This is a genomic window from [Flexibacter] sp. ATCC 35103 (assembly GCF_001975985.1).
Taxonomy (GTDB): Bacteria; Bacteroidota; Bacteroidia; order Flavobacteriales; family Flavobacteriaceae; genus Flavobacterium.
Map to the genome: position 1 here is coordinate 365,720 of NZ_MTQF01000006.1, position 26,029 is coordinate 391,748.

Below are 26,029 nucleotides of genomic sequence, written 5' to 3' on the forward strand. Positions count from 1 at the left end.
ATTATGACTTAAATTTTAAAAACTTAGCATCTCAGTAACTTAGTGTCTTATTTTGAATACCAATTAGAAATTGAATCTTTCAGAATATTTTCGATAGTATACTTTTGAGCTTCTTTCTTTGAAAGCTGGTGGGACCATACAACTCTTTTTGTGGGCTGAAATCCTTCACCTTTACAATTATATTCAGCATACAAAGCATTCTTTTCTGCTTCTGGTTTCGACCAGTTTTCCCAGCCTTCCGGTTTTATATGCTTTGCCATATCACAATTGAGATAAACTGTTTTGGCATAAATACGCCAAGGTCGTCCTAAATAAACTGCTGTTGCTGATGGTTCTGCCGTAAGTTTACAATCTTTAAAAACAAAACCAAAAGCTGTTCCTTCAGGAGTTGAAGCTGCTGTAATATAAGAGCTTTTTATGCTGTGAATTTCGCAATTTTCGAATAATGTGGTGGCACTTCCAAAAATAAAATCGGTGGTGCCTTCGATATAACAATCTTTAAAATATTGTTTGGCTTCTTTTCCTGATAAATATAAAGTATCCTGATTTCCTAAAATATTGCAATTTGAAATTTTAGCACGATTCGCTACAACTGATAATGCAATTGCCTGACCTTTATCTCCTGATGTATTTTTGATGGTTAAGTTTAAAGCTGAAAAATCGTCTCCTTCTACCAAAACAGTCGGTGTGTAAAAAGTACTGTTTCGCCCTAAACCAATTTTAGCGAAATTATCATCAAAAGTAATAATAGTTTGTTCTTTGCTTTCTCCCTGTAAAACTACGCTAGTATTCCATTCCGGGATTCGGACTTTTTCATTATAAATTCCGTTTTTGACATAAATGGTAACTTTTTCATAAGGAAATGCAGAACACGCGTAAATAGCATCCTGAATTTTAGTAAAATCTCCGGAACCGTCTTGGGCAACGGTAATTAAACTAATATTTTTTTTTTCTGAATCGGAGACTTTTGTTCCGTTTTTAGTTGCCCATGCTGTATATTTTTTCAGCACTTCTTTAGGAGCATCTGTATACCAGGAATAACCATTACGCCTTTCAGAACCTATTTCATCCATAGATTTTTTTCTGATTCCGTCGCGATCACAAAAGAAAGGTTCATTGGTGTTCAAATCCATAAATCTTGCCCAAATTGGTGTCGCATTTTGTGTAACAATCATTTTTTTCTCTATGATTTTTCCGGCATCGTTCAAAATACGTTTCTCTTCAAGATTAGTGATTTTAGTTTTTTCAAACCAAACCTGAGCACTTTTGACTGCTGTGACTATTTCTCGTGAAGGTTTTTCTATCGACATTAAAAGCAATACAATTTTAGCCGACTCATATCCGCTGAGAGAAGCCAGTTCAAAAGCTCTTGCATTTGCGGGAGCTAATGTAACCTCATCATGCTGGGCACACCAAGCTGTCAATATTCCGTTTTGTTTGTATTGGGTTTTTAAGATACAATCTATTCCTTTATCAAATGCTTGTTTTGTTTTCGCAACAATTTCCTCTGAAGGCTTTATGCTATAAAAATCAGTTTCTTCACTTACCTGTTTCATGATGTTCATAATATTTACCATCGAATCATCATTATATGTAATGTGGGTATAATATCCTTTTTTTAGCGGATAAAACTGAGGCCATCCGCCATTATCATATTGGGCTTCGAGCAAATAGTTAAGTCCTTTCAGAAACGATTGTTTGTAACGTTCGTCTTTTATCTGTGCGTATATTTTAGACATAAAAAGCATTTCCTGACATGTAGCACCATTATCGGTCGTAATTTCATGTAAATCACTCTTTAATGCCATCAGTTTTTGCTTTTCTGTTTCAGTGAGCGGGTTTTGCATCTGAATATTTTTTGGCCATCCGCCAATGTCTCTTTGATAGAGCAAAACATTTTCGGCAATCTTTTTTGCTTCCTCAGTACCAAACCACGCTGCATCATTTTTACGAATGACATCAGACCAGTTTTTATAGGCATTTTGGGCATTTATACTCAAACAAATGCTAAAGAAAACGAATGCTGTATATTTTTTTAATTGATTCACTTGTATGTTTTTATTTGATTTGCGTATTTGTTGTGCCTGTTTTTTAACACATAGAGGCATCGGTTTTGTGAACTTTAAAATAGTCGTTTCACTTGAAATAAATATCTAATACTATTTTTATTTTCACGCAGATTTTAAAAAGACTTAAGCAAATATGCGCAGATTATTATATAAAAAAATCTGCTTAACGTGCAAATCTGTTCTAGCTTTCCAAAGTTTCTGTGTGTTGATTTTTTTCTCTCACGCAGATTTGGCAGATTAAGCAGATTCCTTCGACTTAGTTACTTTATTACTTGCTTTGTTACTTTGTCCCTTTGTCCCTTTTTCCCTTTTTTCTAAACCTACTTCGTAACTCTAAACCAATCAACAGCTACATTTCCTGAATCATTGGTAACTTTTGGGCTCAATGCAAAAAGTCCTGTTTTGGCGCCAATCCATTTTCCTTCTTTAGAAACAAAATCAGTTCCTATAGACTGGTATTTTTTATCATCTAAACTGTAAAAGAAACTGCAGATCCCTCCTTTTTTAACTTTTACTCTTAGATAAATTGTATTGTTTGCTATTAAAACTGGCGTTGTTTCTGTTTCTGAAACTTTTTTATCAAAAGTTCCCGTTTTCTGATTCAGATATAATTTTCCGTTTTCATTTTTAAAATTCAAATAACTATAATCTAATCCCATGATTATAAGTCCTGTTGATTCTCCGTTTAACCTTGTATTAAAAGTCAATTTGGTGGTCACGGTAAATTCTTCGGCGGGGAATTTTTGGAGCAATAAGTTTGGAGCATCAAAAATTTTCTGATTGTCTTTTAGAGTGGTCTGACAAAATAAATTAAGATATCCTAAACTCGTAGGAAACCCCCAATTGATTTGAGAATTTGCCTGCCATTGCCATTGCAAACCTAATTTAGGTTCATTGAACTCATCTGATTCTGCCGGAGTTTCTATTGGATATTTCTTGCCTACATTTGGTTTTTTGAATGTTGTAACGGGTTCTCCAATTCCGTTTTTATCAAAATCCTGTCCCATAACCGGCCAGTCTTTTTCCCATTTCATAGGCTGAAGATGAACAATTCTGCCGTAAGCGCCTTTATCCTGAAAATGTATAAACCAGTCTTCTCCAGTTTGTGTTTGTACCCAAGCGCCCTGATGCGGACCATTTATAGTTGTTTTTCCCTGTTCCAGAACTTTCTTCGTTTCATAAGGACCATACACATTTTTTGATCTTAAAATAGTTTGCCAGCCTGTAGCAACTCCGCCGGCAGGAGCAAAAATGTAATAGTAATTATTGCGCTTATAAAATTTTGGACCTTCAATTGTTCCTTCGCTTTCATGTCCGTCAATTACCATCACTTCGTCATTGTTAGCCACTGTTCCTTCAGCATTCATACTGCAAACGACCAATAAACTCTTTATCTGTGCACGACTTCCCGCAAAAGCATGAACCAGATACACTTTGCCGTCATCATCCCATAACGGACTAGGATCTATAAGTCCTTTTCCTGCTTTTACCAAAAGCGGTTCAGACCACGGACCTTCTGCTTTTTTGGCTTTTATCATATAAATTCCAAAATCAGGATCCGGATAATAAATGTAGAATTCATTATTATGAAAATTAATACTTGGTGCCCAAACGCCATTACCATGCTGTACGGTATTAAAAGTATCAAATGGAGGTTGTTTTGGCAAAGCATAACTTAAAATCTTCCAGTTTACAAGGTCTTTAGAATGCAAAATTGGTAATCCGGGAATGCAATTAAAAGACGATGCGGTCATATAATAATCATCACCTACGCGAACGACATCAGGATCTGAATAATCGGCGTGGATAATAGGATTTGTATAGGTTTCGTCTCCATTATCCGGCACCCAAACCTGTGCAGAATTCTGTTGTATCGCGAAAAAGGATAATAAGAGAAAGAGGATTTTTAAGTTTTTCATTTTTTAATAATTACTTTAGTTAAACCCGACAGGTTTTAAAAACCTGTGGGGTTTCTTTTGAACTTAAAAAGTTGTTTATTATCTGTTTAATTCTAATGCAGCCAGAATAAAAGGTCCGGTTGCTTTAGGATCATTGTCCTTCTTTTTTTCGTTTACATAATATTCGTAAGTTCCGTCACGATATGGCGTACCTCCCAAACCTGCAACCTGACAGCAATTTGTTAAAGTAATACCTCCATCTTCATCTACTTTTTTGATTAGGATTTTAGTCAATCCGTCAAAAGCTTTGTTTGCCAGTTTTTTATATTTTGCAGGTAAATATCCTTTGTTTACGCCTTTTGCAAAAGCATAAGCAAACATTGATGATCCTGAGGCTTCAAGATAATTTCCTTCTTTTCCTCCTTTATCAGTTACCTGATACCATAAACCAGATTTATCCTGAACCTTAGCCAAAGCTTCACAAGCATTATTTAAGTACTTCACTAATTCTTTTTGTTTTGGATGGTCCTTTGGCATATAATCCAACACATCAACAAGTGCCATAACATACCAGCCTAAAGCTCTTGACCAGAAGTTTGGTGAGTTACCTGTTTCTTTATTTGCCCATGGCATTTGCTTGCTTTCATCCCAGGCATGGTATAATAATCCTGTTTTTGGATCAGTTGCATGCGCCTGAATCAATTCAAATTGTTTTGCGATATCATCAAAACTTTTTCCGTTTTCGAATGTCAGAGTATATTGTGCATAAAATGGTTCTCCCATGTACAAACCATCTAACCACATTTGGTTGGGATAAATTTGTTTATGCCAGAATCCACCGCTTGCAGTTCGTGGCTGTTCAGCAATTTGTTTGCGTACTAATTGCATTGCTTTTAGGTATTTTTCTTCTTTTGAAGTCGCATAAATATCAAAAAGCAAACGCCCCGGCACGACCAAATCAATATTGTATTTATCGAATTCGTACGTTTTTATTGTTCCGTCATTTTGTACCAGTTCATCTACATAACCTCTTATATAAGCTTTGTATCTTGGATCAGGATTTTTTTTATGCAATTCTTCGATAGAGTGTAAAACCAAAGCATGAACATAATCCCATTTTGGTTTTTTAGAATCGTCGATCATGTATGCTTCAGGATGACGTTTCATCAAGGTCAAAGCCATTTTATCAGACCATTTTAACTCTTTAGAAATTACGATCTCTTTTTTTGCAGGTTCTTGCGAAGTTACTTTACAGCTTGTAAAAGCCATTAAACAAACTAACACTACCGATGCAAAATAACCTTGTCTTTTATTATTTTTCATTTTAAAATATATTTAAATTCTACTATTTTTCTAATTCAAGTGCTGCGAGAATAAAGGGCCCTAACCCATGTGAGTTATCTATTTTTATTTTCTCTTTGATATAATATTCATAAGAACCATCGCGATACGGATTGCCTCCTAATCCTGCACTGGCACAAACTTGTGTAATATGAATTTCTCCATCAGGATCTACTGTAATCAATTTATTAAGGAGACCGTCAAATCCTTTTTCGGCAAGTTTTTTATATTCTGATGGTAAATATCCTTTTTTTACTCCTTTTGCAAAAGCATAAACAAACATTTCAGATCCTGAGGCTTCAAGGTAATTTCCTTCTTTTGTTGCTGAGTCTGTAACCTGATACCACAATCCTGAAGCATCCTGATATTTTGCAACAGCTCCAGAAATTTCATTTAGGTACTGAATCAATTCTTTTCTTTTTGGATGATTTTTTGGCATATAATCCAATACATCTACCAAAGCCATCATATACCATCCAATAGAACGTGACCAAAAATTAGGTGAAACTCCGGTTTCCTTGTTTGCCCAAGGCATTTGTTTGCTTTCGTCCCAGGCATGAAAAAGCAAACCTGTATTTTTGTCGATTGTATGCAGTTGTATTTGCTCAAACTGCTTTGCTATATCATCAAAATCTTTTCCTTTATTAAACTCTGTGCTGTAACGGGCATAAAAGGGAGTTCCCATATACAAACCATCAAGCCACATTTGATACGGATAGATTTTTTTATGCCATAATCCGCCTGAATTTGTTCTGGGATGTGTTTCTAATTGTTTTCTTAATGTTTGCATTGCGATTAAGTACCTCTTGTCTTTTGTTGTTTTATAGAGATCAAAAAGAATTTTTCCGGCATTTACATTATCGATATTGTAATCTTCGAGTTTATAATTCATGATTTCTCCTGAACTATTAATTACCGTTTCTCCGTATTCTTTTACGTAATTGGCATAAACAGGATTTTTTGTCTTTTTGTAAAGCTCTTCAAAAGACATCGTTACCAAACCTAATTTATAATCCCATTTTGGTTTCTCATTATTATCCATTTGCCAGGCTTTTGGCGCACGTTTTATTATAGAAAGAGCCATTCGTTCTGACCATTTTAAATCTTTAGAAATTATAACTTCGTTCTTTGCAGATTCCTGAGCATTCATTTTACCAATCGACAATACAATCAGTCCTATTAACAGGATTGAAGCAGAATAAATTTTCTTTCTATTATTTATCATTTTAAAATGGTTAATGGTTATTTATTCAATTCGATTGCACTTAACAAAAATGCTGCTAAAGCCGGCGAACTATTGTCTTTTGCTTTACTGCTGATGTAATATTGATTAGTACCATCACGAAAAGGTTTTCCTCCCAAACCAACATTCGATGAAACATTCGAAATAATTATTTGTCCTTTATCATCTTTTTTAACGAACTCTTTTATATAAGCATCGAATGATTTTTGGGCAATCTTTTTATATGATGAAGCTAAATATCCTTTGTCTGCGCCTTTTGCTAAACTATAAATAATCATGGCTGATGACGAAGATTCTAAATAATTGTCTTTTAATTCCGGCTTATCTGCCACCTGATACCATAAACCTGATTTGCTTTTGTGCTCAACTGCACTTTTCGCAATTTGATTTAAATATGCTATTAGCTCTTTTTGCTTTGGATTGTTTTTTGGATAATAATCCAGCGTTTCTACTAATGCCATCATGTACCAGCCAATTCCTCGTCCCCAGATTGTTGGGGATGTTCCCGTTTCAGGATTTGCCCATGCAATTTCTTTGCTTTCATCCCAGGCCTGATAAACCAAACCATTTTTTTTATCTACAAGATGATTTTGTACCAATTCAAATTGTTTTGCAATATCGTCTAATGCTTTTCCATTTTCATACTTTACCGTGTATTGGGTATAAAATGGTTCAGCCATATACAAACCATCAATCCACATTTGATTGGGATAAATTTGTTTGTGCCAAAATCCACCACTTGCTGTTCTGGGCTGAGTTTCAAGCTGTGCCCTCAGTTGTTGTATAACTTTTAGATAGCGATTGTCTTTTGTTATCTCATATAAATTAAATAATAATTTTCCGGGATTTGCACAATCAATATTGTATTCTTTTATATCATATTTTTTGATATTTCCCTCTGCATCAATCATTTCATCAGCATAATCTTTGATGTAATCGATGTACTTTTTATCGTTTGTTTTTTGATATAACTTTTCAAAACCAGATAATACAAGTCCCATTTTATAATCCCATTTTGGCTTTTCGGTTCCGTCAATCTGATATGCTTTTGGATACTTATTTAAAATCGTAAGTGCTGTTCTTTCTGACCATTTCAGATTATCCGCCAGAACAGGATTTTCATTTGTCTGCGCGATTGTTTTACTGCTAAAAATCAATAGCAAAACGATTAAATTGATATTCTTAAAAGACGATTTAAACATATATTTTATTTTTGATCTTTAGCTTTTTTTCTCGCAGATTGAGCAGATTTTTAATTTGTTATCTTAAATCTATTCTCTTGCATCTATTCTCTTTTTTCTCTCCTCTTAACTACATTTTTCCCTTCTTATTCAGTACTTCTAATTGTGCGTCTAAATATTTCACAAATTCTTCTTTAGATTTAATTCCATTTGGTTCTTGTTCCCATGCGCCTAAAAAGTAGAAAGAAGTTGCTTTTTTTGTAGGTTTAAAAACCAAAAGATAATCTAAATCTGTATCAGCAATGTTTTCGATAGTATTGGTTTGATAAAAAATCGCCATTCCCAATTTATCCGGAACTAACGATTGTTCCCCGTAAGTAGCCAAATAAGCCCATTTTTTATTTTTACTTTCTTTTTTGAAGGTTTCCGTATTTTTTTGCTTTACAATTCCGGTACAGATTCCTTTAATTTCTTTTGATGCCTGAATCGTATGTTGTGTATAAAGCTGATCTGGTTTAATCGTTAATACAGATGTAAAATCGATTTTATCCGCTGCTGTTTTCCAGCCATAATAATTCACTTTTACACCAGATTCGTTTGTTTTATTAACCACAGCAGCAATTGTAGAATCAACTTCACGAAAGTGTAATTTTTCATTGTTTAAATAACGGTCGATAGATCCAATACCAATTCCTTTTCCTGCTTTAAGGATATCTGCTCCCCAATCGCTCATATTGTGATATGAATCAAAATTATCCTGCCCTACTAATGGTAGAATATTTGCCGTAGTTTTCTTCCCGAATATGTCAATTGCATTTCTCCAGTCTAAGTATAAACGATACCCAATTCGGTTACTTTCCCAACCCGGACCTTCGTAACGAATATCAAATGAATGATCTGTATGTTCCGGAGCCAGTTTTAACCTTTCAACATTTTTAAAAATTGTTCCGCCAATGTATTTACGTCCTTCCCATTTTCCGTCTGTTTTTGCAGATATTTCGGCATATGTTTTAGCGGTTTTTATATCATATTTCTGCGCATTAACTGCTGTAATACCTACTAAAAATAAGGTTGCTAATGTGATTTTCGTTTTCATCTTTTATTGTAAATTATTTAAATATTCTGTCTAAAAATTGTGTGGTATATTGTATCGTTTCATCAAACCAAGGCTGAAAGAACCAAAAAGAATGTGGTGAATTTTCTATGGTATGCACCTCATTATAAATCTTATTTTGATTTAAAATCGCAATCATATCATCTCGTCCTGCATGAAATCTTGGGATACTGCTGTTAATGAATAGTATTGGAGGCGTATTTTTATCAGTGTGATTTAATGCCGATGCCTGTTTCCAATTTTCTGTTTTTTCTTCATAAGAACCTCCAAGCCAAAACGATGCCATTTCTCCTTCTGAAGATTCCGGATGCCTAAATGCTAAAACTCCATCTATATTAATAATCGCATTTACTTTTGATGATGATTTACTTTTATTTAAAGGATCATCAAAAGCCGGATTTTCATTTGTAGTACCAATCAAAGCTGCCATTTGACCTCCCGAAGAGCATCCTAAAACCGCAATTTTGTCTGGATCTACCTTGAATTTCTTTGCATTATCTTTTATAAATTTAATTGCATTTTTTACATCATAAACTCCATCTGGATATTTTGCCTCGAGTGATAATCTGTATTCTATTGTAAAACACGAATATCCTTTTGAAGCGATTTCCTGTGCTAAAACATTCATCTGGTTTTTATTTCCGGATCGCCATCCGCCGCCGTGAATCATAACTACAGCAGGATTTTGCTTTTTTGTTTTATTGATAAAGGCATCAATATGCACTGTTCTTTCTTTTTCTTTAAAATAAACGATATCATAAATTTCATCAACATTCTTGTTTTTACTTGCAACAGGAATTGTGATCGCAGGATATTTTTTAATCAATTTATTGTACGTGCTTTTTACCGTATATGATGTATCTACACTATACGATTGCTGCGCTGAAACTACACATGAAAACAACAATAAAAGGAATACAACTTTTCGCATTAAAATCATCTATTTTATTTAGTTAAGAAAGGAGCCCGATTCATGATCGAACTCCTTTTTAACTTTCTTCAAAAAACTAAGCCTCAAAAATTTTAAAATTACTAATAACCAGGATTCTGAGGGAAATCCTTATTTTGATTTAAATCTAATGCCGTTTGTGGTATTGGTCTTAAAATTTTAAGTTTACCATCTACTCCAACAAAATTTGCAGCTTTTATTTTATAATTATACGCCGAAGCTCTTGCTACCAATGTTCCGGTACGTTTTAAATCAAACCAGCGCTTATATTCTCCTACAAGTTCTCTGCCTCTTTCGTCTAAAATATAATCGATATTAAACTGAGCGGCAGTTGCATTTGCTACGCCGGCTCTTCTTCTAACTTCGTTTAAACGATCTAATCCAGTTGCCGGGTTTCCTGCTTTTAAGTAAGCTTCTGCCGCAACTAAATAGGTTTCACCAAGTCTTGATACAATAATATCTCTTGTACTTACAGGACCTGTACTTGATGGTGTTGTTGGATCCGGATCATCAAATTTCTTAACCGGAATCGTATAACAGTCCAGATTCTGGATTAAAGTATGTGCTGCTGAATATTCTCCCCAAGGATGATACACAAATGTGGCTGATTTTCTGGATGCATTTGCAGTGTTCCATGCTGCTTTATCAGCTGGTGTAAACCATTTTGGCTCATAAAAATGTCTCACTTTTAATGTGGCCGGAGTTGAACTTCTATAATACGGATAATACAAAACGTTTTTTGTTACTCCGTTTGTTGTTTCAGGACCTTCCAGAATTTCTGTCATAAAGGTAGCATCCCATCTTTTATCTCCTTTTTCATATAATCCTAAAGCATAATCTGTTGGGCATAAATTGTAGCTTCTTAACGGCGCTCCAGTTTCTGCTCCTCCTAAATAAGAACTGAAATAATAAAACTGATTATTTCCTAATGTTGTAGGCGATGTACTTGTTGATGCTTTATCATATTGAACAGAAAAAATAGTTTCTGCATTTAGATCATTTCCTGGTTTAAATAATTGATCAAAAGCAATATTTAAAGCCTGTCCAGCAATTGCTGCATCTGCATACGCTGCTGCTTTTGTAAAATCAGCCGGAGTACCAAAAGTTTCGTAGCCTCTTGTTAAATAAACTTTTGCCAACAAATCGTTTACAGCTCTTTTATTTACTTTTCCTGATGTAGCATACGCCGCAGTTCCTACAGATGCTAACGAAGCATCTAAATCTGCTATAATTTGTGCGTAAACTTCCTCGGCTGTATTTCTTTTAAAAGATAAAACAGGAGTAGTAATATTATCCAATACAATTGGAACTCCACCGTAAGTTTGAACTAATAGAAAATAAGCATTGGCTCTTAAATAACGTGCTTCACCAACAAGCGTATTTAAGTTTGATGTTTGCTCAGTCAAAGTCGAATAATATAATGTTTTATTTACGGACTGAATTTGTTGGTAACATGAAATATACAACTCATCGACATTACTTGACGACGGAATTAATAACGTATATTGGCTTAAGCCGGCTGGTTCCGGAGTTCTTCCTTCAGCATACATATCTGTTCCTGATTCAAACAACCATGGATTTCCTCCATAAATTCCTTTAAGCCAGGCATAGTTTGAATTTACCAATAACTGAAACCCTGATGCTGTTTTGTAAGTAGCATCTGCGGGAACGTTAGAAAGGCTCTCTTCTTCAATATAGTCACTACATGAACTAAAAGCAGTAATGATTATTCCTAAAATTAATAGTATCTTTTTCATTTTATATCTTATTAAAATTTAACACTTAATCCCAATTGCGTAGTAATAGATGCCGGACGGTTTACACCAAAAGCAGAACCGGCCCATTCCGGATCATATCCGTCAAAATCTGTAAATACAAATGGGTCAAGAACATTTATGTAAATTCTAAAATTACTCATTTTCAACTTTTTAAGTAAGTCTGAATTGAAAGTGTATCCTAAAGAGATATTTTTAATTTTAACATAAGATACATCTCTGTAATATCCAAATAAAGAAGTCCAATACGCTCCTGCACCAGTTGCAACTGGTCCCGGTCTTGGGTTTGAATTATTAGCATTTGCCGGAATACCAGTACCATTAGTTGGAATAAAGTAATCCATTGCTAATTTTTGACGACCTCTGTCGCTTACATCTGCAAAGTTTTGATGAAAAGTACTCAAAACCGTTTGTCCCTGACTTGTAAGCACTGAGAAATTAAAATCAAACTGGCCAACTGTTAATTTAGAATATAAACTTCCTTGCCATTCCGGATTTGCATTACCAATTACAGTTCTGTCATCCTGATTAAATTTACCATCTCCGTTTAAATCTTTTGGTCTTGCCTGACCTGGAGCCATACCATAAGATGCTGCCTGAGCTGCTTCGCTTTCCTGCCAAACACCATCATAAACATAGTTGTAATTTGGATTTAATTCTGATCCTAAAATCAGTTTATTACCAATATCACTTACCTTATCCTGATTGTAAATCGACTCTAATTTATTTACGTTTTTAGTAAATGTAAATGTAGTTTCCCAGTTTACGTTTTTAGACACAATATTTTTAGTAGTCAATAAAACCTCTACTCCTTTGTTGCTAACAGAACCAACATTTGAGAACGTGTTTTTCCAACCTGATTCAGATGGTAATTGTTGTTTGTAAATCAACTTATCAGATAATCTGTCGTAAACATCTACACTACCCGAAATTCTGTTTTTTAAGAATCCATAGTCAAGACCAAAGTTAAGTTCTCTTGTTTTCTCCCACGTTAATTGTTGGTTTGCTAAATTTTCAGACTGCCATCCCGAAACCACATTTGCTCCGTTTGCATAAAAAGTCTGTTGATTTAATAAAGCCTGAGATGTGTAAGGCGCCACATTATCGTTTCCTGTATATCCTAAACTTGCTCTAAGTTTCAAGTCAGAAATTACAGTATTGTTTTCTAAAAATGCTTCTTTACTTATTTTCCATCCTAAAGCAACTGATGGAAAGTTTTGCCATTTATTATCTTCTGATAATACTGAAGAACCATCCCATCTATTTGATGCGGTCAATAAATATTTGTCTCTAAACGTATAATTTAAACGAACTGCATATGAACTCAACGTATTTTTTGCATAACCTGAACTCAAATTATAACTTGTCTGAACTCCTGAACCCAAATTATTTGATCCAACATCAAAAGGCTGATTGTTAGAATATAAATAAGATGTTTCATCAACATTTGAGTAGATACTTTGCAATAATAATACACTAAAATCATGTACATCATTAAACGTGTGTTTTAAATCAATTTGATTATCCCACGTATAATTGAAGTTATTGAAGTTTTTAATAGATGCTGAGTTTTTACCATTTAAGGTAACTCCTGCATTTGTTTGAGCTCCATAAGCTGTACTTGTAACTGTATTTTCTATTCCTGCAGCAAATGTTGTTTTAAATGTAAGCCATTTGATAGGTTGGTATTGCAAATAAACATTTCCAACTGTTTGCCATGTTTTTTCTGTTTGAGATGAATTGGCAATCTCCACTAACGGGTTTACTGTACTGGTTTTATTAATCGCCCAGGAACCGTCAGGATAAGTTAATTTTCCAGGAAGAAAAAACAATGTACCTACTTTTTCATTTCCTGCAGCATCAACAGCCCAAGGAGACATAAGCGGACTTAACCTGAAAGCGTCCTGCATGGCTAAATCACTCCCTAATTGTGTATCAAGGCGTGCTATTGTAACATTTGCTCCTGTAGAAAACTTATCATTTATCTTATGATTTAAGCCTATTTTGAATGAATATTTATCAGTCGAATCATTGTCTATAAGTCCTTTGTCGCTCTGAACACCAAAACCTAAGTTATAGCTCAAACCGGAGTCTGAACGTCCGGAAATATTCAAATAATTATTCTCTGTCATTCCTGATTTAAGTACAGCATCATACCAATCATAATTATAACCACTATTAGCTCTGGAAACTAATAACGGACTTTGATTTCCTGCCAGTGTAGCTAATTGTGCCGGAGTTTGAGTTGCCGGTGTTGCGCTCATATAAGCTACCTGATGAAATTTCCACCATTCTTCACCTGACATCATTTTTGGCAATCTTGCAGCCGTTTTAGTTCCGTATGAAGTATCATAAGTAACACTAATTCCTGATTTAGCGCTTATCCCACTTTTAGTTGTTACGATAATAACTCCTGAAGCTCCTCTTGAACCATAAATCGCAGCCGAAGAAGCATCTTTTAAGACATCCATTCTGGCAATATCCTGAGGATTCAAAAAGTCAATTCCGTCAGTTGGCACACCATCGACAATATATAAAGGGGACGATCCTATCAAAGAGTTATTTCCTCTGATCACCACTTTAAATCCGTCACCAGAACGTCCTGAACTTGATGAAATCTGGACTCCCGGTGTGCTTCCCTGAATTGCTTCAAGTGCACTTGTTGTATTTCTTTCTGTAATTGTAGCTGCATTAATAGTACTTACTGAACCTGTAAGATCTGTTTTTTTCACAGATCCATAACCCACTACAACAACTTCGTTCAATGAGTTTGACTGTTCAGCAAGGCTAACATTTACTTTAGATTTTCCTGCAATACTAACTTCCTGCGTTTGAAAACCCAAATAACTAATAATTAAAATAGCTTTATTGTTAGTTACATTCATTTTAAAACTTCCCTCAAAGTCTGTAGAGGTACCATTTTTAGTTCCTTTTTCCTGGACATTTACACCTGGTAGTGATAATCCTGCCGCATCAGTAATTTTTCCTTCTATCGTTGTCGACTGAGCATAAATTGTGGAGCTCAACACGAAATTCAGGAAAAATAAAAATACAAAATTGTATTTTATTTTTTTCTTTGGTAATTGTTTAAAGTTCATAATGGTTTTAATAGTTTGGTTAATTGATAGTTTTAATTTTTAATCGTTTCTACTTTTTTTTCATTCACAGTTGTATTTATAAAATTGACATTCTTAGCATTTTTTAATAAATAAGGTTTGCCTACTTTTTCTATTACTACATTTTTAAGTGTAATATTTTCTACCGGAGATTCTTCGTATCCTTCTGCCCAAACGCCATATTTCCCTCCGTTTTTTACGGTAACATTCTCCAGATTTATATTTCTTACAGTTGGTATAAAATTTCCGGTTTGTGAACCGTACACATTATAAAACATAGTTACCAGCAAAACACATTCTTTTACTGTTCCTACTTTTAGATTTCGAACAAATACATCTTCTATAACTCCGCCTCTTCTTGAATTTGTTTTAATACGAATAGCGCGATCCAGATTTGGGCTGTCCATTACACAATTGTCTACAAAAACATTATTTACACCGGCAGATATTTCACTTCCCATCACCACTCCGCCATGACCGTCGATCATTTTACAGTTCTGAACAATGATATTTTTACTAGGTATAGCGACTCTTCTTCCATCAGCATCGCGTCCAGATTTTATAGCGATGCAATCATCTCCGGTATTGAAAATGCAATTTTTAATGAGTACATTTTGCGAATATTCCGGATCACAGCCATCATTATTTGGTCCGTGACTGTTTACCGTAACACCATCAATAATAATGTTGTTTGTTTTTATGGGATGTAAAATCCAAAATGGAGCATTTATTATAGTTATATCTTTTACCAATACGGTATTACATTCAAAAAACTCTATAAAATTTGGGCGTAAATAACGTCCTTCGCCAAAAACCCTTTCAGCAACCGGAACATTTTTCTCTGCCATATCAACCAATACTTCACGATTTTTCGGGTCATTTTGCGACGGAATTCCTTTTTTCCAACCGTAATCTTTTCCTCCTGACCAAATCCACCAATTTGTGTTATCAGCCTGACCATTTAAAGTGCCTTTTCCGGTTATAGCAACATTGGTTTTATTTTTAGCATATATAAGAGAAGAATAATTCATTAATTCCGTTCCTTCCCAAGAGGTATGAACTATTGGATACTCTTTTGGATTAATGCTAAAAAGTATTTCTGCGTTATCTTCTAAGTGTAAATTAACATTGCTTTCTAAATGTATCGGACCTGTAAGGTATTTCCCGTTGGGAACTAAAACTTTCCCTCCTCCATTTTGAACACATGCCTTAATCGCTTTTTCAAAAGCTTGTGTGTTTGATGTTTTTCCATCTGCAACAGCACCAAAATCATTAATATTGAATGTCTTATCCGGAAATTTAGTAATAGGAATACTTTTTATGATAGATTCCATTTTTCTCCAGGGATCAGAATCAGAAACTTTTGAAACTTGCGTACTACATGAAGAAACTATTATAGCAACTGCGCCGGAAATGAAAAGAGTTTTAAGTGCTATAATTTTATTTACAATCATTTGTGTAGTATTTTATTGTTTAGCATTCAAATCAATACATATATGTAATCGATTACACGAAAGTATAAAATAAGTTCTTACACACCAAATTTATTTAGAAAAAAATTATATATTTAATTTTTATTAGGAAATATAATTACACTTAATGTAAAAAAACATATAATTTATTATCATTGTACAACCGAAAACGTTTTAATTATAAATTATGGTAATCGATAACAATTTGTAGAACGTTATAAAAAAAAATGTATTTTTGTCTAGAATTTAACTGAAAAACCTATATTAATGAGCGAAAAAATAACCATTTACGATATTGCTGAGAAATTAAATATCACTGCTGCTACGGTTTCCAGGGCGTTAAATAACAATCCTAAGATAAAAGAGAGCACGCGTGAGTTGGTTATTAAAACTGCGGCTGCAATGAATTATAAGCAAAATAAACTTGCTTTAGCATTAAAAAGCGGTCGAAGTAATAATATAGGTGTTATTGTTCCTCGTATCGACAGCAATTTCTTTGCATCTGTTATTAGAGGTATTGAAGAGGAACTGCATCCTCATGGTTATCAGGTAATTATTTGCCAGACTCATGAAAGCCCAAAAAGAGAAAACGAGAATTTATATACTTTAATAGATGCGCAAGTTGATGGAATATTAATGTCGGTTACAGATGTTACTACCGAAAATGACGGTGCTTTTAGAAATGTTTTGGAAAAAAATGTTCCTCTAATATTTTTTGATCGTAGCAAACATATTGATGGCGTAAGTTCTGTAACCATTAATGACTTTAAAGGCGGATATCTTACTACAAAACACCTAATTAACGAAGGCTGTAGATGTATTGCGCATTTATCAGGAGATCAATCGCTTGAGATTTTCAAAAACAGGTTTTTAGGCTACAAACAAGCTTTACTGGACAACGGAATGATTTTTAAGGAAGAGTACGTGATTCCGGTTAAAAGTATGGTAGAAGCCGGTAAGGAAGCGGTTGATATTTTATTGCAACTCGAAACCCCTCCTGACGCTATATTTTCTTCGAGTGATTTTGCTGCTTTAGGTGCCATTCAGGAATTAAAAGAAAGAAACATCAGTATTCCAAAGGATTTTTGTGTAGCAGGTTTTAGTAATGAACCTTTTACCAAATTCATGGAATTATCAATTACTTCTGTAGATCAGTCACCGCTTGAAATGGGAAAAATGTCTGCTCGTGTTTTCCTGGAACAAGTAGACAAAACCGACACTATCAAAATCGAAAAAAAGGTAGTCCTTGCACCGGAATTACACATCCGTAAGTCGTCAACAAGAAGTACAACTTAATTTTTACAATATATTTTCACCATAGAGACGCACAGTAGTGCGTCTTTTTTATTTTAAACCATATAAGTGATANNATCACTTATATGGTTTAAAAACAAACATAAAAAAAGACGCACTGCTGTGCGTCTCTACATTTATATCATGTTAAAAATCTTAAAGCGAAACTCCTCTTTTCCAGGGAATAAAATCGTTTTGGTTTAAAATTGCTGCTTTGGTCTTAATAGTACCACTTGCAACTTCTATAATAAATTCTAACATTTCATCAGCCATTTCATCGATTGATTTTTCTCCGGTGATAATTCCACCGGTGTCAATATCAATAATATCAGACATTTTAGTCGCTAACTGTGTATTTGATGAAATTTTTACTACAGGCGCAATAGGGTTTCCTGTTGGAGTTCCTAAACCTGTTGTAAACAATACCATATTTGCTCCGGAACCTACCATTGCAGTGGTACACTCAACGTCGTTTCCTGGCGTACATAACAATGTAAAGCCTGGTTCATTAATATATTCTCCATAATCAAAAACACCTGTAATTGGCGAAGTCCCTCCTTTTTTAGCAGCTCCGGCAGATTTCATTGCATCTGTAATCAAACCGTCTTTAATGTTACCCGGAGAAGGATTCATATCAAATCCTGAACCTGCATCTACAACTGTTTTTTCGTACCATTGCATTAAGTCTAAGAAACGTTTTCCATCCTTATCATCTACACAACGATTTACTAATTCCTGTTCTACTCCACATAATTCAGGAAATTCAGAAAGAATTGTAGTTCCTCCTAAAGCAACTAAATGATCCGATAACACTCCCAATGTTGGATTAGCAGAAATCCCTGAGAATCCATCAGATCCACCGCATTCCAAACCAATTCTTAATTTAGATAATGGAGCCGGTTCTCTTTTTATTTCGTTTGCTTTTTTAATCGCCTCAAAAGTATCTTTTACCACACTGCTAAGCATGGTTTCAATAGTTCCGATTTGTTGCTGATCGTAAATCAATACTGGTTTTTTACTGTTTGGATTTATCGCATCTAATGCATCTTTAAAGATCTGGATCTGTAAGTTCTGACACCCTAAACTCAATACAGTTGCTCCAGCCACGTTAGGATTGTTTACATAACCCGCCAATAATTTAGCCAGACTGTGAGAATCCTGACGAATACCACCGCAACCACCTTGATGCGTGATGAATTTCACTTCGATATTATTGAATAAATTAGCATCATTAGAAGCTGCTTCATTTCCTGCACCGCCAGTTTCTGTTTTTACCAAAGAGCGAAGCAATAACTGATAATCGTTCTCTTTAGGCTTCATTAATTCTTTTTCGAAGATATCTTTTAAGATTTCGATATTTCTGTTTTCACAAAATACCAACGGAAAAAACAACCAAACATTTTCAGTTCCAACTTGTCCGTCTTCTCTGTGATAGCCTTGCCAGGTTCTGTCTTTCCATTTGTCAATATTTGGCGCATTCCAGCCAATAGTTTCCGTTTTACCGGTTACTTTATCACTTTCGTGTTTTACGTTTGATGTAGAAAGCAATCCTCCTCTTTCGATTCTTGCACTGGCTTTACCTACCAAAACACCATACATAATAATCCTGTCTCCTACATTAAAAGGAACCATTGCGATTTTATGCTTCATTTTTACATCAGTCTCAACAGTAACATCTTCACCTTCAAAGTTAATCACCTCACCAGCCGAAAGATTTACCAGAGCTACTGCTACATTATCAGTAGGATGAACTTTTATTAATTTTTTTTGCGTTGCCATAACTAAGCTTTCTGTGTTGTTGTATTTATTTGTTTTTGAAAATTGGCAAAACCATTTTCTATACCATTTGCATCAATTTCTTCTAATGCAACAGTAATTGCTTTTGTTAATCCCGGAATTTCAGTTAAATCTTCATCCCAGAAACTTTTATTTTGCAAAGTAAGTCTCGCTATTTTTTCATAATCATCAGATTTCCAAAGTCCGTTAAAGAAAGAAACGATATCTTCACCATCTTTAACCGGTAAACTTTGCCCATTCCATGTTCCTTTGTAGAAACGAATTAAACTCGCTAATGAAAAAGTCAAATTAACAGGCAATTTTTTGTTAGCATTATAATATCCCAGTAAACTAGGTAAAACTCTTACTTTGAATTTTGAGACAGAATTTAATGCAATATCAGCAAGTGCATGCTTGATAAATGGATTTTTAAATCGGTCCATTACCTCCTCAGAATAGGCTGTAATTTCATTTTTGTCCATATCCAGCGTTTCACTAATTTCACTAATAACGCTATTTACAAATTTTCCGGTAAAATCTCCGTCAACAGTTTCCATTACTAATTTGTTACCATACAAAAGCGAAAAAGGAACCATTGCCGTGTGCGCACCGTTTAAAATACGAACTTTAATCATTTTGAAAGGACGTATATCATCAACGATTTTTACATTCAAATCCGTTTTATGAAAAGGTAATTTTGCTTTTAAAGCGTCTCCACCTTCAATAGCCCAAAGGAAAAAAGGTTCAGCAGCAACAATTAAATTGTCCTGATAATCTAATTTATTATTGTATTCTTCAATTTCAGCTCTTGGATATCCAGGAACAATTCTGTCAACCAAAGTACTGTGATATGTACACGCATCTGATACCCAAGTTTTAAATGCATCTTCTAACTTCCATGTATCGCAATATTGCAAAATATATTTTTTCAGCGTCTCTGAGTTATAATCAATTAATTCACAAGGAATGATTGTTACTGCTTTAGAAGCATCTCCATTAAAATGTTTAAATCTTTCATATAATAAAACCGTCAGCTTTGCAGGAAATGACACTGGCGGCTGCATATCCGGAGTATCACTTTCAATGAATTCAATTCCAGCTTCAGTAGTATTAGAAACAATAAACTGAAGTTCTTCTTCTTTGGCTAAAGCCAAATAATTTGCAAATTCAGTATATGGGTTTATAGTCTTTACAATATTAGTAATTAACTCAATATCTTGTATTTTTTCGCCTTTTTTAATTCCGTTCATAAACAAAGTATAAAGACCGTCCTGCTCATTAATCAGGTTTACCATACCATCTTTCAAAGGTTGAACTACTGCAATACCGGCATTAAAATCAACTTCTTTATTTAGTTTGTGAAAAGCATAATCAACAAAAGCTCTTAAAAAGTTACCTTCTCCAAACTGAACTACCTTAATTGGCTGTAACTTTTCTAATCCTGTATTTATTCTATTTAATTTTTTCATTTTAAAATTTCTTTAAAGCGTTATAAATAACCACATTAAATACCTTATTCTTTCCTTTGAAGTCTTTTTTTAAACTTGTAAAAGAAACATTACACTTGTGTGAGGAAAATAAATCTTGCTGTGAGGAATGACAAGTTTAATTTTGCAAGCGTAATGCTCAATTACAATTTCTAAAATCTAAAAAAAACGCAATCTTAAATAAGGAATTGGCATGATTACTCCTTATTTATTTTCTAATATTTTTTATAATGTCAAGAACGTGACTTACTTTAGTTTTTAAACCATCAAAATCCTGATTGTCCAGTATATCCTTAGAAATTAACTGCGAACCAATACCTACACAAGTTGCACCTGCGTTGATCCATGAAGTCAGGCTTTCTACCGTTGGATAAACACCTCCTGTTGGCATGATATTCGTCCACGGGCACGGACCTTTTATCGCTTTTATAAATTCCGGTCCATAAATATCTGCAGGAAATAATTTTACGATTTCGCAACCTAATTCTTCCGCTCTTGCAATTTCAGTCAAAGTTCCGCAGCCTGGCGACCACAGCACTTTACGACGATTACAAGCTATTGCAATATCTTCTCTAAAAACAGGAGTTACAATAAAATTAGCCCCTAAACTCATGTATAATGACGCCGCGGCAGCATCTGTAACAGAACCTACTCCCAACATCATTCCCGGCAATTCTGCCAGAGCATATTTGTTTAATGCACCAAAAACTTCGTGAGCAAAATCGCCTCTGCTTGTAAATTCCATTAATCGTGAACCACCATCATAACAAGCCTTTAATACTTTCTTGCTTATTTCGATATCTGAATGAAAAAACAACGGAACCATTCCGTTTTCTTTCATTTGCAATGCCACTTCAATTCTTGAATATTTCGCCATATTTATATTAATTATCTAGATACTAATGCAGAACCATCACCATCTATCATATTTTCAACTTCTTTTAAAGTAACCAGATTATAATCTCCTGCAATTGTGTGTTTTAAACAACAAGCTGCCACTGCAAAATCAAGCGCTCTCTGATTATTATTTTCGTATTCCTGCAAACCGTAAATTAATCCTCCCATAAAAGCATCACCACTTCCTACGCGATCTACGACGGGAGTAACTTCTTTTACAGCTGCCTGATAAATGGCTTTTCCGTCAAATAAAATACCTCCAATTCTTTGGTGCGATGCACTTACAGAATAACGTAATGTAGTGGCTACGGTTTTTAAATTCGGAATCAAATCAAACAATTTAGTATACAAAACCGGAAGCGATTTCTCATCCTGATAGTTTGGATTCACTTTTGGGATTCCTAACATAAAATATGCGGTATCAATATCTCCTAAAATTACATTGCTGTATTGTAGCATTTCCGGCATAACATCGCTTGGCGTTTTGCCATATTGCCACAATTTCGATCTGTAGTTTAAGTCACACGAAATCGTAATTCCAAGTTTATGAGCCACTTTAATAGCTTCTAAACATGCATCGGCAGCAGTTTGAGAAATTGCCGGCGTAATACCGCTCCAGTGAAACCAGCTTGCGCCTTCTAACACTTTTTCCCAATGGATTATACCTTTATCAATAGTTGCCATAGAACTGTGTGCACGATCATAAACAACATTACTGCCACGTGTTCCAGCACCGGTTTCAAGAAAATAAATCCCTAAACGTTCGCCTCCATAAACTATGTTTTTGGACTCTACGTTCATTTTTCGCATTTCTTTTAATGCCGAAGCACCAATTTCATTATCCGGTAATCTTGTTACAAATTCTGCATTTAAACCATAATTTGCCAAAGACACACAAACATTGAATTCGCCTCCTCCATAAGAAGCGCCAAATGCTTTAGCTTGAGAAAAACGCAAGTGCCTCTCTGTCGAAAGACGCAACATAATTTCTCCAAATGCAACTACTTTACTCATATTGTTATATTGTTTACCAGTAAAAGATTTATTTTTTTTTACCCATTAAGAGATTAAAAAAATTAAGCTCAGTATATTAATGGTTATTTTTTTGCCACAGATTCAAATGATTAAAAAGATTGTAAGCCTTAGTACTAAAACCCCTCTTCTTTCTTCTATGTTCTATGTTCTTTATTCTATGTTCTTTACTCTTTCTTCCTGACTCTTTCTTCCTGACTCTTTCTTCTTTACTCTTTCTTCTTTACTCTTTCTTCTTAACTAAAACTTGAAATACTCCTTTGCGTTGTTATAAGAAATATCAGAAACCAGTTTACCAATCCATTCCATATCGTTTGGCAATTCACCGCGTTTGATTTCATCTCCTAAAAGATTACATAAAATACGTCTGAAATATTCGTGTCTCGGGAAAGACAGAAAACTTCTTGAATCCGTCAACATCCCTACGAAACAGCTAATTAATCCCATGTTTGACAAGGCATTTAACTGTTTGGTCATTCCGTCTTTTTGATCTAAAAACCACCAACCTGAACCAAACTGAACTTTACCGCGAACACTTCCGTCATTGAAATTTCCAATCATGGTTGCCATTACTTCGTTATCAGCAGGATTTAAGTTATAAATAATCGTTTTAGTCAATTTATCTTTACTATCCAAAGCATTTAAAAAGCTTGATAATTTTTGTGCCTGTGGATAATCTCCAATAGAATCCCAACCAGTATCAGGTCCTAAAATTCTGTGCATACGCGCATTATTGTTACGCAATGCTCCTAAGTGAAATTGTTGTACCCAGCCAAACTGATGGTAAGTCTCAGATAAGAATAACAATATGGCACTTTGAAATTTTAATGCTTCCTCAGGAGAAATAATTCTGTTTTCTCTTTTCTTTTTAAAGATTGCATTTACTTCACTTTCTGTAAATTCTTCAAAGTAAATCTGGTCTAAACCGTGATCACTTAATTTACAACCATTTTGATTAAAGAATTCAATTCTGTTTTTTAATGCCGCACATAAATCTGTATACGTATTAATTGCAACTCCGGACACATCCCCTAATGTGTCCAGATATGCATTATATCCATCATTAGAAATCAGGATAGCTTTATCTGGTCTGAAAGCCGTACTCATTTTAGTCCCGATTGGATTTTTCGTTAGTTTCTGGTGAAACTCCAAACTATCAACAGGATCTTCAGTAGTACAAACTAATTCAGCATTTACTTTTTTAAGCAGGTTTTGTGTGCTGTACGCCTGAGAATTAATTTTCTCTGTAGTTTCGATATAAATTTTCTCTGCTGATTTTTCATTCAGTAAATCATAGATATCAAAATAACGTGCTAATTCTAAGTGTGTCCAATGATATAAAGGATTACGCATCGTATACGGAACCGTTTTTGCCCAGTTAATGAACTTATCTTTATCTGAACCGTTTCCTGTTACAAATTGCTCGTTGATTCCCAATGTACGCATTGCACGCCATTTATAGTGATCTCCGTTGATCCAAACCTGAGTAATGTTGTCAAAAATTTTATCTTCGGCAATAAACTGAGGATTCAGGTGATTGTGGTAATCTATTATAGGTTGATTCTTTGAGTAATTGTGGTATAACTCTTCGGCGAATTTATTTTCAAGTAAAAAGTTATCGTTTATGAATGTTTGATTTGCGCTCATGTCTTTTTATATAATTGAGAATTATTCTTCGTTTGATGGTTTACCAATTGTAGCCAGGATTCCTCCATCTACATATAAAATATGACCATTAACAAAGTCACTTGCTTTTGAAGATAAAAATATTGCTGCTCCGGCTAAATCACCCGGATCTCCCCATTTTGCAGCCGGAGTACGGCTTATGATAAAATCATTAAACGGATGTCCGTCTACTCTGATCGGTTTTGTTTGTTCTGTAGCAAAATATCCAGGTCCAATTCCGTTGATTTGAACATTGTATTTTGCCCATTCTGTCGCCATATTTTTGGTCAGCATTTTCAATCCGCCTTTTGCAGCAGCATAAGCACCAACAGTATTACGGCCTAATTCGCTCATCATCGAGCAAATGTTGATTATTTTTCCTTGTCTTCTCTCGATCATTCCCTTTGCAACATGCTTAGAAACAATAAAAGGAGAAACAAGATCGATATCAATAACTTCTTTAAAATCAGCAACTTCCATTTCGATTAACGGAATTCTTTTAATGATTCCCGCGTTGTTAATCAAGATAGCAATTGGTCCAACTTCATTTTCAATTTTCTTCACAGCAGCAATAACTTCCTGCTCATCCGTTACATTAAATTTATAACCAACAGCATTAATTCCTTCATTTTTAAGTTCAGCTACAGCATCATCAATTTTTTGCTGAGATGAATTTCCGTTTACAACAATTGTTGCTCCGGCCTGACCCAATCCTTTTGCCATTGCCATTCCCAGTCCGTGCGTACTTCCTGTAATCAGGGCAATTTTTCCTTTTATATCAAATAAGTTTGTCATGGTTCTTATCTTAAATCTGTAATTTTACAAACATCCATATCTCCGTAATCTAAATTCTCTCCTGCCATTCCCCAGATAAAAGTATAATTACTCGTTCCTGAACCTGAGTGAATCGACCATGGTGGCGAAATAACTGCCTGATGATTGTTCATCCAGATATGTCTTGTTTCTTGCGGCTGTCCCATAAAATGGCAAACGGCCTGATTTTCCGGAATGTCCAAATAGAAATAAACTTCCATACGACGATCGTGTACGTGAGCCGGCATAGTATTCCAGACACTTCCGGTTCTTAATTCCGTCATTCCCATTTGCAATTGGCAAGTAGTTACAACACTTCCAATAATCATTTGGTTTACCGTACGGTGATTGGCAGTTTCTACTGTACCCAATTCTAATTTATTTGCTTCTGCAAGACTCACTTTTACCGTTGGGTAAGTAGTGTGTGCCGGTGCAGAGTTAATGTAATATTTAGCCGGATTACTGCTGTCATCGCTTTTAAAAATTACTTCTTTATTACCGCTTCCGATATACAAAGCATCTTTAAATCCAAGTTGATAAACAGTTCCTTCAACAACTACAGAACCGCTTCCTCCAACATTGATAATTCCTATTTCTCTTCTTTCTAAAAAATAAGGCGCTTTAAGCGGATCAATGCTTTCTAATGTTAAATCTCCTTTTACCGGAACTGCAGATCCTGCAATGTATCTGTCATAATGAGAGTACGTTAATACAATCTCATCCTCTTGCATTAAATCATCAATTAAGAATTCGTTTCGTAATTCCTGAGTATCATATTTTTTTACTGCTTCGGGGCTTGACGCGTATCTTGAACTATATTTTGTCATAATTTTTAATTTAATGTAATCGATTGCACAAAATTAGATTTTTATCTTTAAAAACCATAATTGAAACCAAAATTTATTTTA

The 26,029-nt window shown here is 34.6% G+C and carries 18 protein-coding genes; 1 reads left to right on the top strand and 17 read right to left on the bottom strand.

Annotated features, from left to right (window positions below; translation table 11 throughout):
- Nucleotides 1-47: 47 nt before the first annotated feature.
- The 10 genes from pelA to BXU01_RS14545 all read right to left on the bottom strand — a co-directional run bounded on the left by pelA (nucleotide 48) and on the right by BXU01_RS14545 (nucleotide 16,140).
- A complete protein-coding gene (gene pelA / locus BXU01_RS14500) occupies nucleotides 48-2,048 on the bottom strand; it encodes a pectate lyase (RefSeq protein ID WP_255373777.1) in 2,001 nt (666 codons plus the stop codon).
- A gap of 341 nt (nucleotides 2,049-2,389) precedes the next feature.
- Nucleotides 2,390-3,988 carry a glycoside hydrolase 43 family protein gene (locus BXU01_RS14505; RefSeq protein WP_083693869.1) on the bottom strand — a complete coding sequence of 533 codons (1,599 nt, stop codon included), beginning with the start codon at nucleotides 3,986-3,988 and terminating at the stop codon, nucleotides 2,390-2,392.
- A gap of 78 nt (nucleotides 3,989-4,066) precedes the next feature.
- On the bottom strand, nucleotides 4,067-5,290 hold the full coding sequence (locus BXU01_RS14510) for a glycoside hydrolase family 105 protein (protein WP_083693870.1): 1,224 nt from the start codon (nucleotides 5,288-5,290) through the stop codon (nucleotides 4,067-4,069).
- A 22-nt stretch (nucleotides 5,291-5,312) separates the two neighbouring features.
- Complete coding sequence (locus BXU01_RS14515) at nucleotides 5,313-6,533, bottom strand: glycoside hydrolase family 105 protein (protein ID WP_083693871.1); 1,221 nt, start codon at nucleotides 6,531-6,533, stop codon at nucleotides 5,313-5,315.
- Nucleotides 6,534-6,550: 17 nt separating this feature from the next.
- Entirely contained in the window at nucleotides 6,551-7,753 is a 1,203-nt protein-coding gene (locus BXU01_RS14520; protein ID WP_083693872.1) for a glycoside hydrolase family 105 protein, read from the bottom strand.
- A 109-nt stretch (nucleotides 7,754-7,862) separates the two neighbouring features.
- Nucleotides 7,863-8,828, bottom strand: coding sequence for a DUF4861 family protein (locus BXU01_RS14525; protein WP_083693873.1), 966 nt, complete (start codon nucleotides 8,826-8,828; stop codon nucleotides 7,863-7,865).
- Nucleotides 8,829-8,841: 13 nt separating this feature from the next.
- Nucleotides 8,842-9,777: an alpha/beta hydrolase gene (locus BXU01_RS14530; protein WP_083693981.1), complete on the bottom strand. Its 936-nt coding sequence runs from the start codon at nucleotides 9,775-9,777 to the stop codon at nucleotides 8,842-8,844.
- A gap of 101 nt (nucleotides 9,778-9,878) precedes the next feature.
- Entirely contained in the window at nucleotides 9,879-11,552 is a 1,674-nt protein-coding gene (locus tag BXU01_RS14535) for a RagB/SusD family nutrient uptake outer membrane protein (RefSeq protein ID WP_083693874.1), read from the bottom strand.
- 11 nt (nucleotides 11,553-11,563) lie between these two features.
- A complete protein-coding gene (locus BXU01_RS14540) occupies nucleotides 11,564-14,668 on the bottom strand; it encodes a TonB-dependent receptor (RefSeq protein WP_083693875.1) in 3,105 nt (1,034 codons plus the stop codon).
- Nucleotides 14,669-14,700: 32 nt separating this feature from the next.
- Nucleotides 14,701-16,140, bottom strand: coding sequence for a glycoside hydrolase family 28 protein (locus BXU01_RS14545; RefSeq protein ID WP_083693876.1), 1,440 nt, complete (start codon nucleotides 16,138-16,140; stop codon nucleotides 14,701-14,703).
- A 285-nt stretch (nucleotides 16,141-16,425) separates the two neighbouring features.
- Here BXU01_RS14545 and BXU01_RS14550 point away from each other — a divergent pair, with 285 nt between their 5' ends.
- Nucleotides 16,426-17,454 carry a LacI family DNA-binding transcriptional regulator gene (locus BXU01_RS14550; RefSeq protein WP_083693877.1) on the top strand — a complete coding sequence of 343 codons (1,029 nt, stop codon included), beginning with the start codon at nucleotides 16,426-16,428 and terminating at the stop codon, nucleotides 17,452-17,454.
- Nucleotides 17,455-17,607: 153 nt separating this feature from the next.
- Here BXU01_RS14550 and BXU01_RS14555 read toward each other — a convergent pair whose 3' ends face one another.
- From BXU01_RS14555 to kduI, 7 genes are all read right to left on the bottom strand, one after another.
- The gene (locus BXU01_RS14555) at nucleotides 17,608-19,230 is read right to left on the bottom strand and encodes a UxaA family hydrolase (protein WP_056254199.1); all 1,623 of its coding nucleotides are present in this window, start codon (nucleotides 19,228-19,230) and stop codon (nucleotides 17,608-17,610) included.
- Between the two features lie 2 nt (nucleotides 19,231-19,232).
- Complete coding sequence (locus BXU01_RS14560) at nucleotides 19,233-20,696, bottom strand: tagaturonate reductase (RefSeq protein WP_083693878.1); 1,464 nt, start codon at nucleotides 20,694-20,696, stop codon at nucleotides 19,233-19,235.
- Nucleotides 20,697-20,922: 226 nt separating this feature from the next.
- Nucleotides 20,923-21,591: a bifunctional 4-hydroxy-2-oxoglutarate aldolase/2-dehydro-3-deoxy-phosphogluconate aldolase gene (locus BXU01_RS14565; RefSeq protein WP_083693879.1), complete on the bottom strand. Its 669-nt coding sequence runs from the start codon at nucleotides 21,589-21,591 to the stop codon at nucleotides 20,923-20,925.
- An 11-nt stretch (nucleotides 21,592-21,602) separates the two neighbouring features.
- Nucleotides 21,603-22,625 (bottom strand): sugar kinase, encoded by a 1,023-nt coding sequence (locus tag BXU01_RS14570; RefSeq protein WP_083693880.1) that lies wholly within the window; start codon nucleotides 22,623-22,625, stop codon nucleotides 21,603-21,605.
- 258 nt (nucleotides 22,626-22,883) lie between these two features.
- Nucleotides 22,884-24,290 (bottom strand): glucuronate isomerase, encoded by a 1,407-nt coding sequence (gene uxaC / locus BXU01_RS14575; RefSeq protein ID WP_083693881.1) that lies wholly within the window; start codon nucleotides 24,288-24,290, stop codon nucleotides 22,884-22,886.
- Nucleotides 24,291-24,311: 21 nt separating this feature from the next.
- Entirely contained in the window at nucleotides 24,312-25,103 is a 792-nt protein-coding gene (locus BXU01_RS14580; RefSeq protein WP_083693882.1) for a gluconate 5-dehydrogenase, read from the bottom strand.
- A 5-nt stretch (nucleotides 25,104-25,108) separates the two neighbouring features.
- Complete coding sequence (gene kduI, locus BXU01_RS14585; RefSeq protein ID WP_083693883.1) at nucleotides 25,109-25,948, bottom strand: 5-dehydro-4-deoxy-D-glucuronate isomerase; 840 nt, start codon at nucleotides 25,946-25,948, stop codon at nucleotides 25,109-25,111.
- Between the last annotated feature and the right edge of the window lie 81 nt (nucleotides 25,949-26,029).

What these genes read in the sequence shown, in the direction of transcription:
- BXU01_RS14525 (WP_083693873.1), bottom strand. Translation starts at nt 8,828, where the DNA reads ATGAAAACGAAAATCACATTAGCAACCTTATTTTTAGTAGGTATTACA.
- BXU01_RS14550 (WP_083693877.1), top strand. Translation starts at nt 16,426, where the DNA reads ATGAGCGAAAAAATAACCATTTACGATATTGCTGAGAAATTAAATATC.
- BXU01_RS14540 (WP_083693875.1), bottom strand. Translation starts at nt 14,668, where the DNA reads ATGAACTTTAAACAATTACCAAAGAAAAAAATAAAATACAATTTTGTA.
- BXU01_RS14510 (WP_083693870.1), bottom strand. Translation starts at nt 5,290, where the DNA reads ATGAAAAATAATAAAAGACAAGGTTATTTTGCATCGGTAGTGTTAGTT.
- kduI (WP_083693883.1), bottom strand. Translation starts at nt 25,948, where the DNA reads ATGACAAAATATAGTTCAAGATACGCGTCAAGCCCCGAAGCAGTAAAA.
- BXU01_RS14530 (WP_083693981.1), bottom strand. Translation starts at nt 9,777, where the DNA reads ATGCGAAAAGTTGTATTCCTTTTATTGTTGTTTTCATGTGTAGTTTCA.
- BXU01_RS14570 (WP_083693880.1), bottom strand. Translation starts at nt 22,625, where the DNA reads ATGAGTAAAGTAGTTGCATTTGGAGAAATTATGTTGCGTCTTTCGACA.
- BXU01_RS14565 (WP_083693879.1), bottom strand. Translation starts at nt 21,591, where the DNA reads ATGGCGAAATATTCAAGAATTGAAGTGGCATTGCAAATGAAAGAAAAC.
- BXU01_RS14505 (WP_083693869.1), bottom strand. Translation starts at nt 3,988, where the DNA reads ATGAAAAACTTAAAAATCCTCTTTCTCTTATTATCCTTTTTCGCGATA.
- uxaC (WP_083693881.1), bottom strand. Translation starts at nt 24,290, where the DNA reads ATGAGCGCAAATCAAACATTCATAAACGATAACTTTTTACTTGAAAAT.
- BXU01_RS14520 (WP_083693872.1), bottom strand. Translation starts at nt 7,753, where the DNA reads ATGTTTAAATCGTCTTTTAAGAATATCAATTTAATCGTTTTGCTATTG.
- BXU01_RS14535 (WP_083693874.1), bottom strand. Translation starts at nt 11,552, where the DNA reads ATGAAAAAGATACTATTAATTTTAGGAATAATCATTACTGCTTTTAGT.
- BXU01_RS14515 (WP_083693871.1), bottom strand. Translation starts at nt 6,533, where the DNA reads ATGATAAATAATAGAAAGAAAATTTATTCTGCTTCAATCCTGTTAATA.
- BXU01_RS14580 (WP_083693882.1), bottom strand. Translation starts at nt 25,103, where the DNA reads ATGACAAACTTATTTGATATAAAAGGAAAAATTGCCCTGATTACAGGA.
- BXU01_RS14545 (WP_083693876.1), bottom strand. Translation starts at nt 16,140, where the DNA reads ATGATTGTAAATAAAATTATAGCACTTAAAACTCTTTTCATTTCCGGC.
- BXU01_RS14555 (WP_056254199.1), bottom strand. Translation starts at nt 19,230, where the DNA reads ATGGCAACGCAAAAAAAATTAATAAAAGTTCATCCTACTGATAATGTA.
- BXU01_RS14560 (WP_083693878.1), bottom strand. Translation starts at nt 20,696, where the DNA reads ATGAAAAAATTAAATAGAATAAATACAGGATTAGAAAAGTTACAGCCA.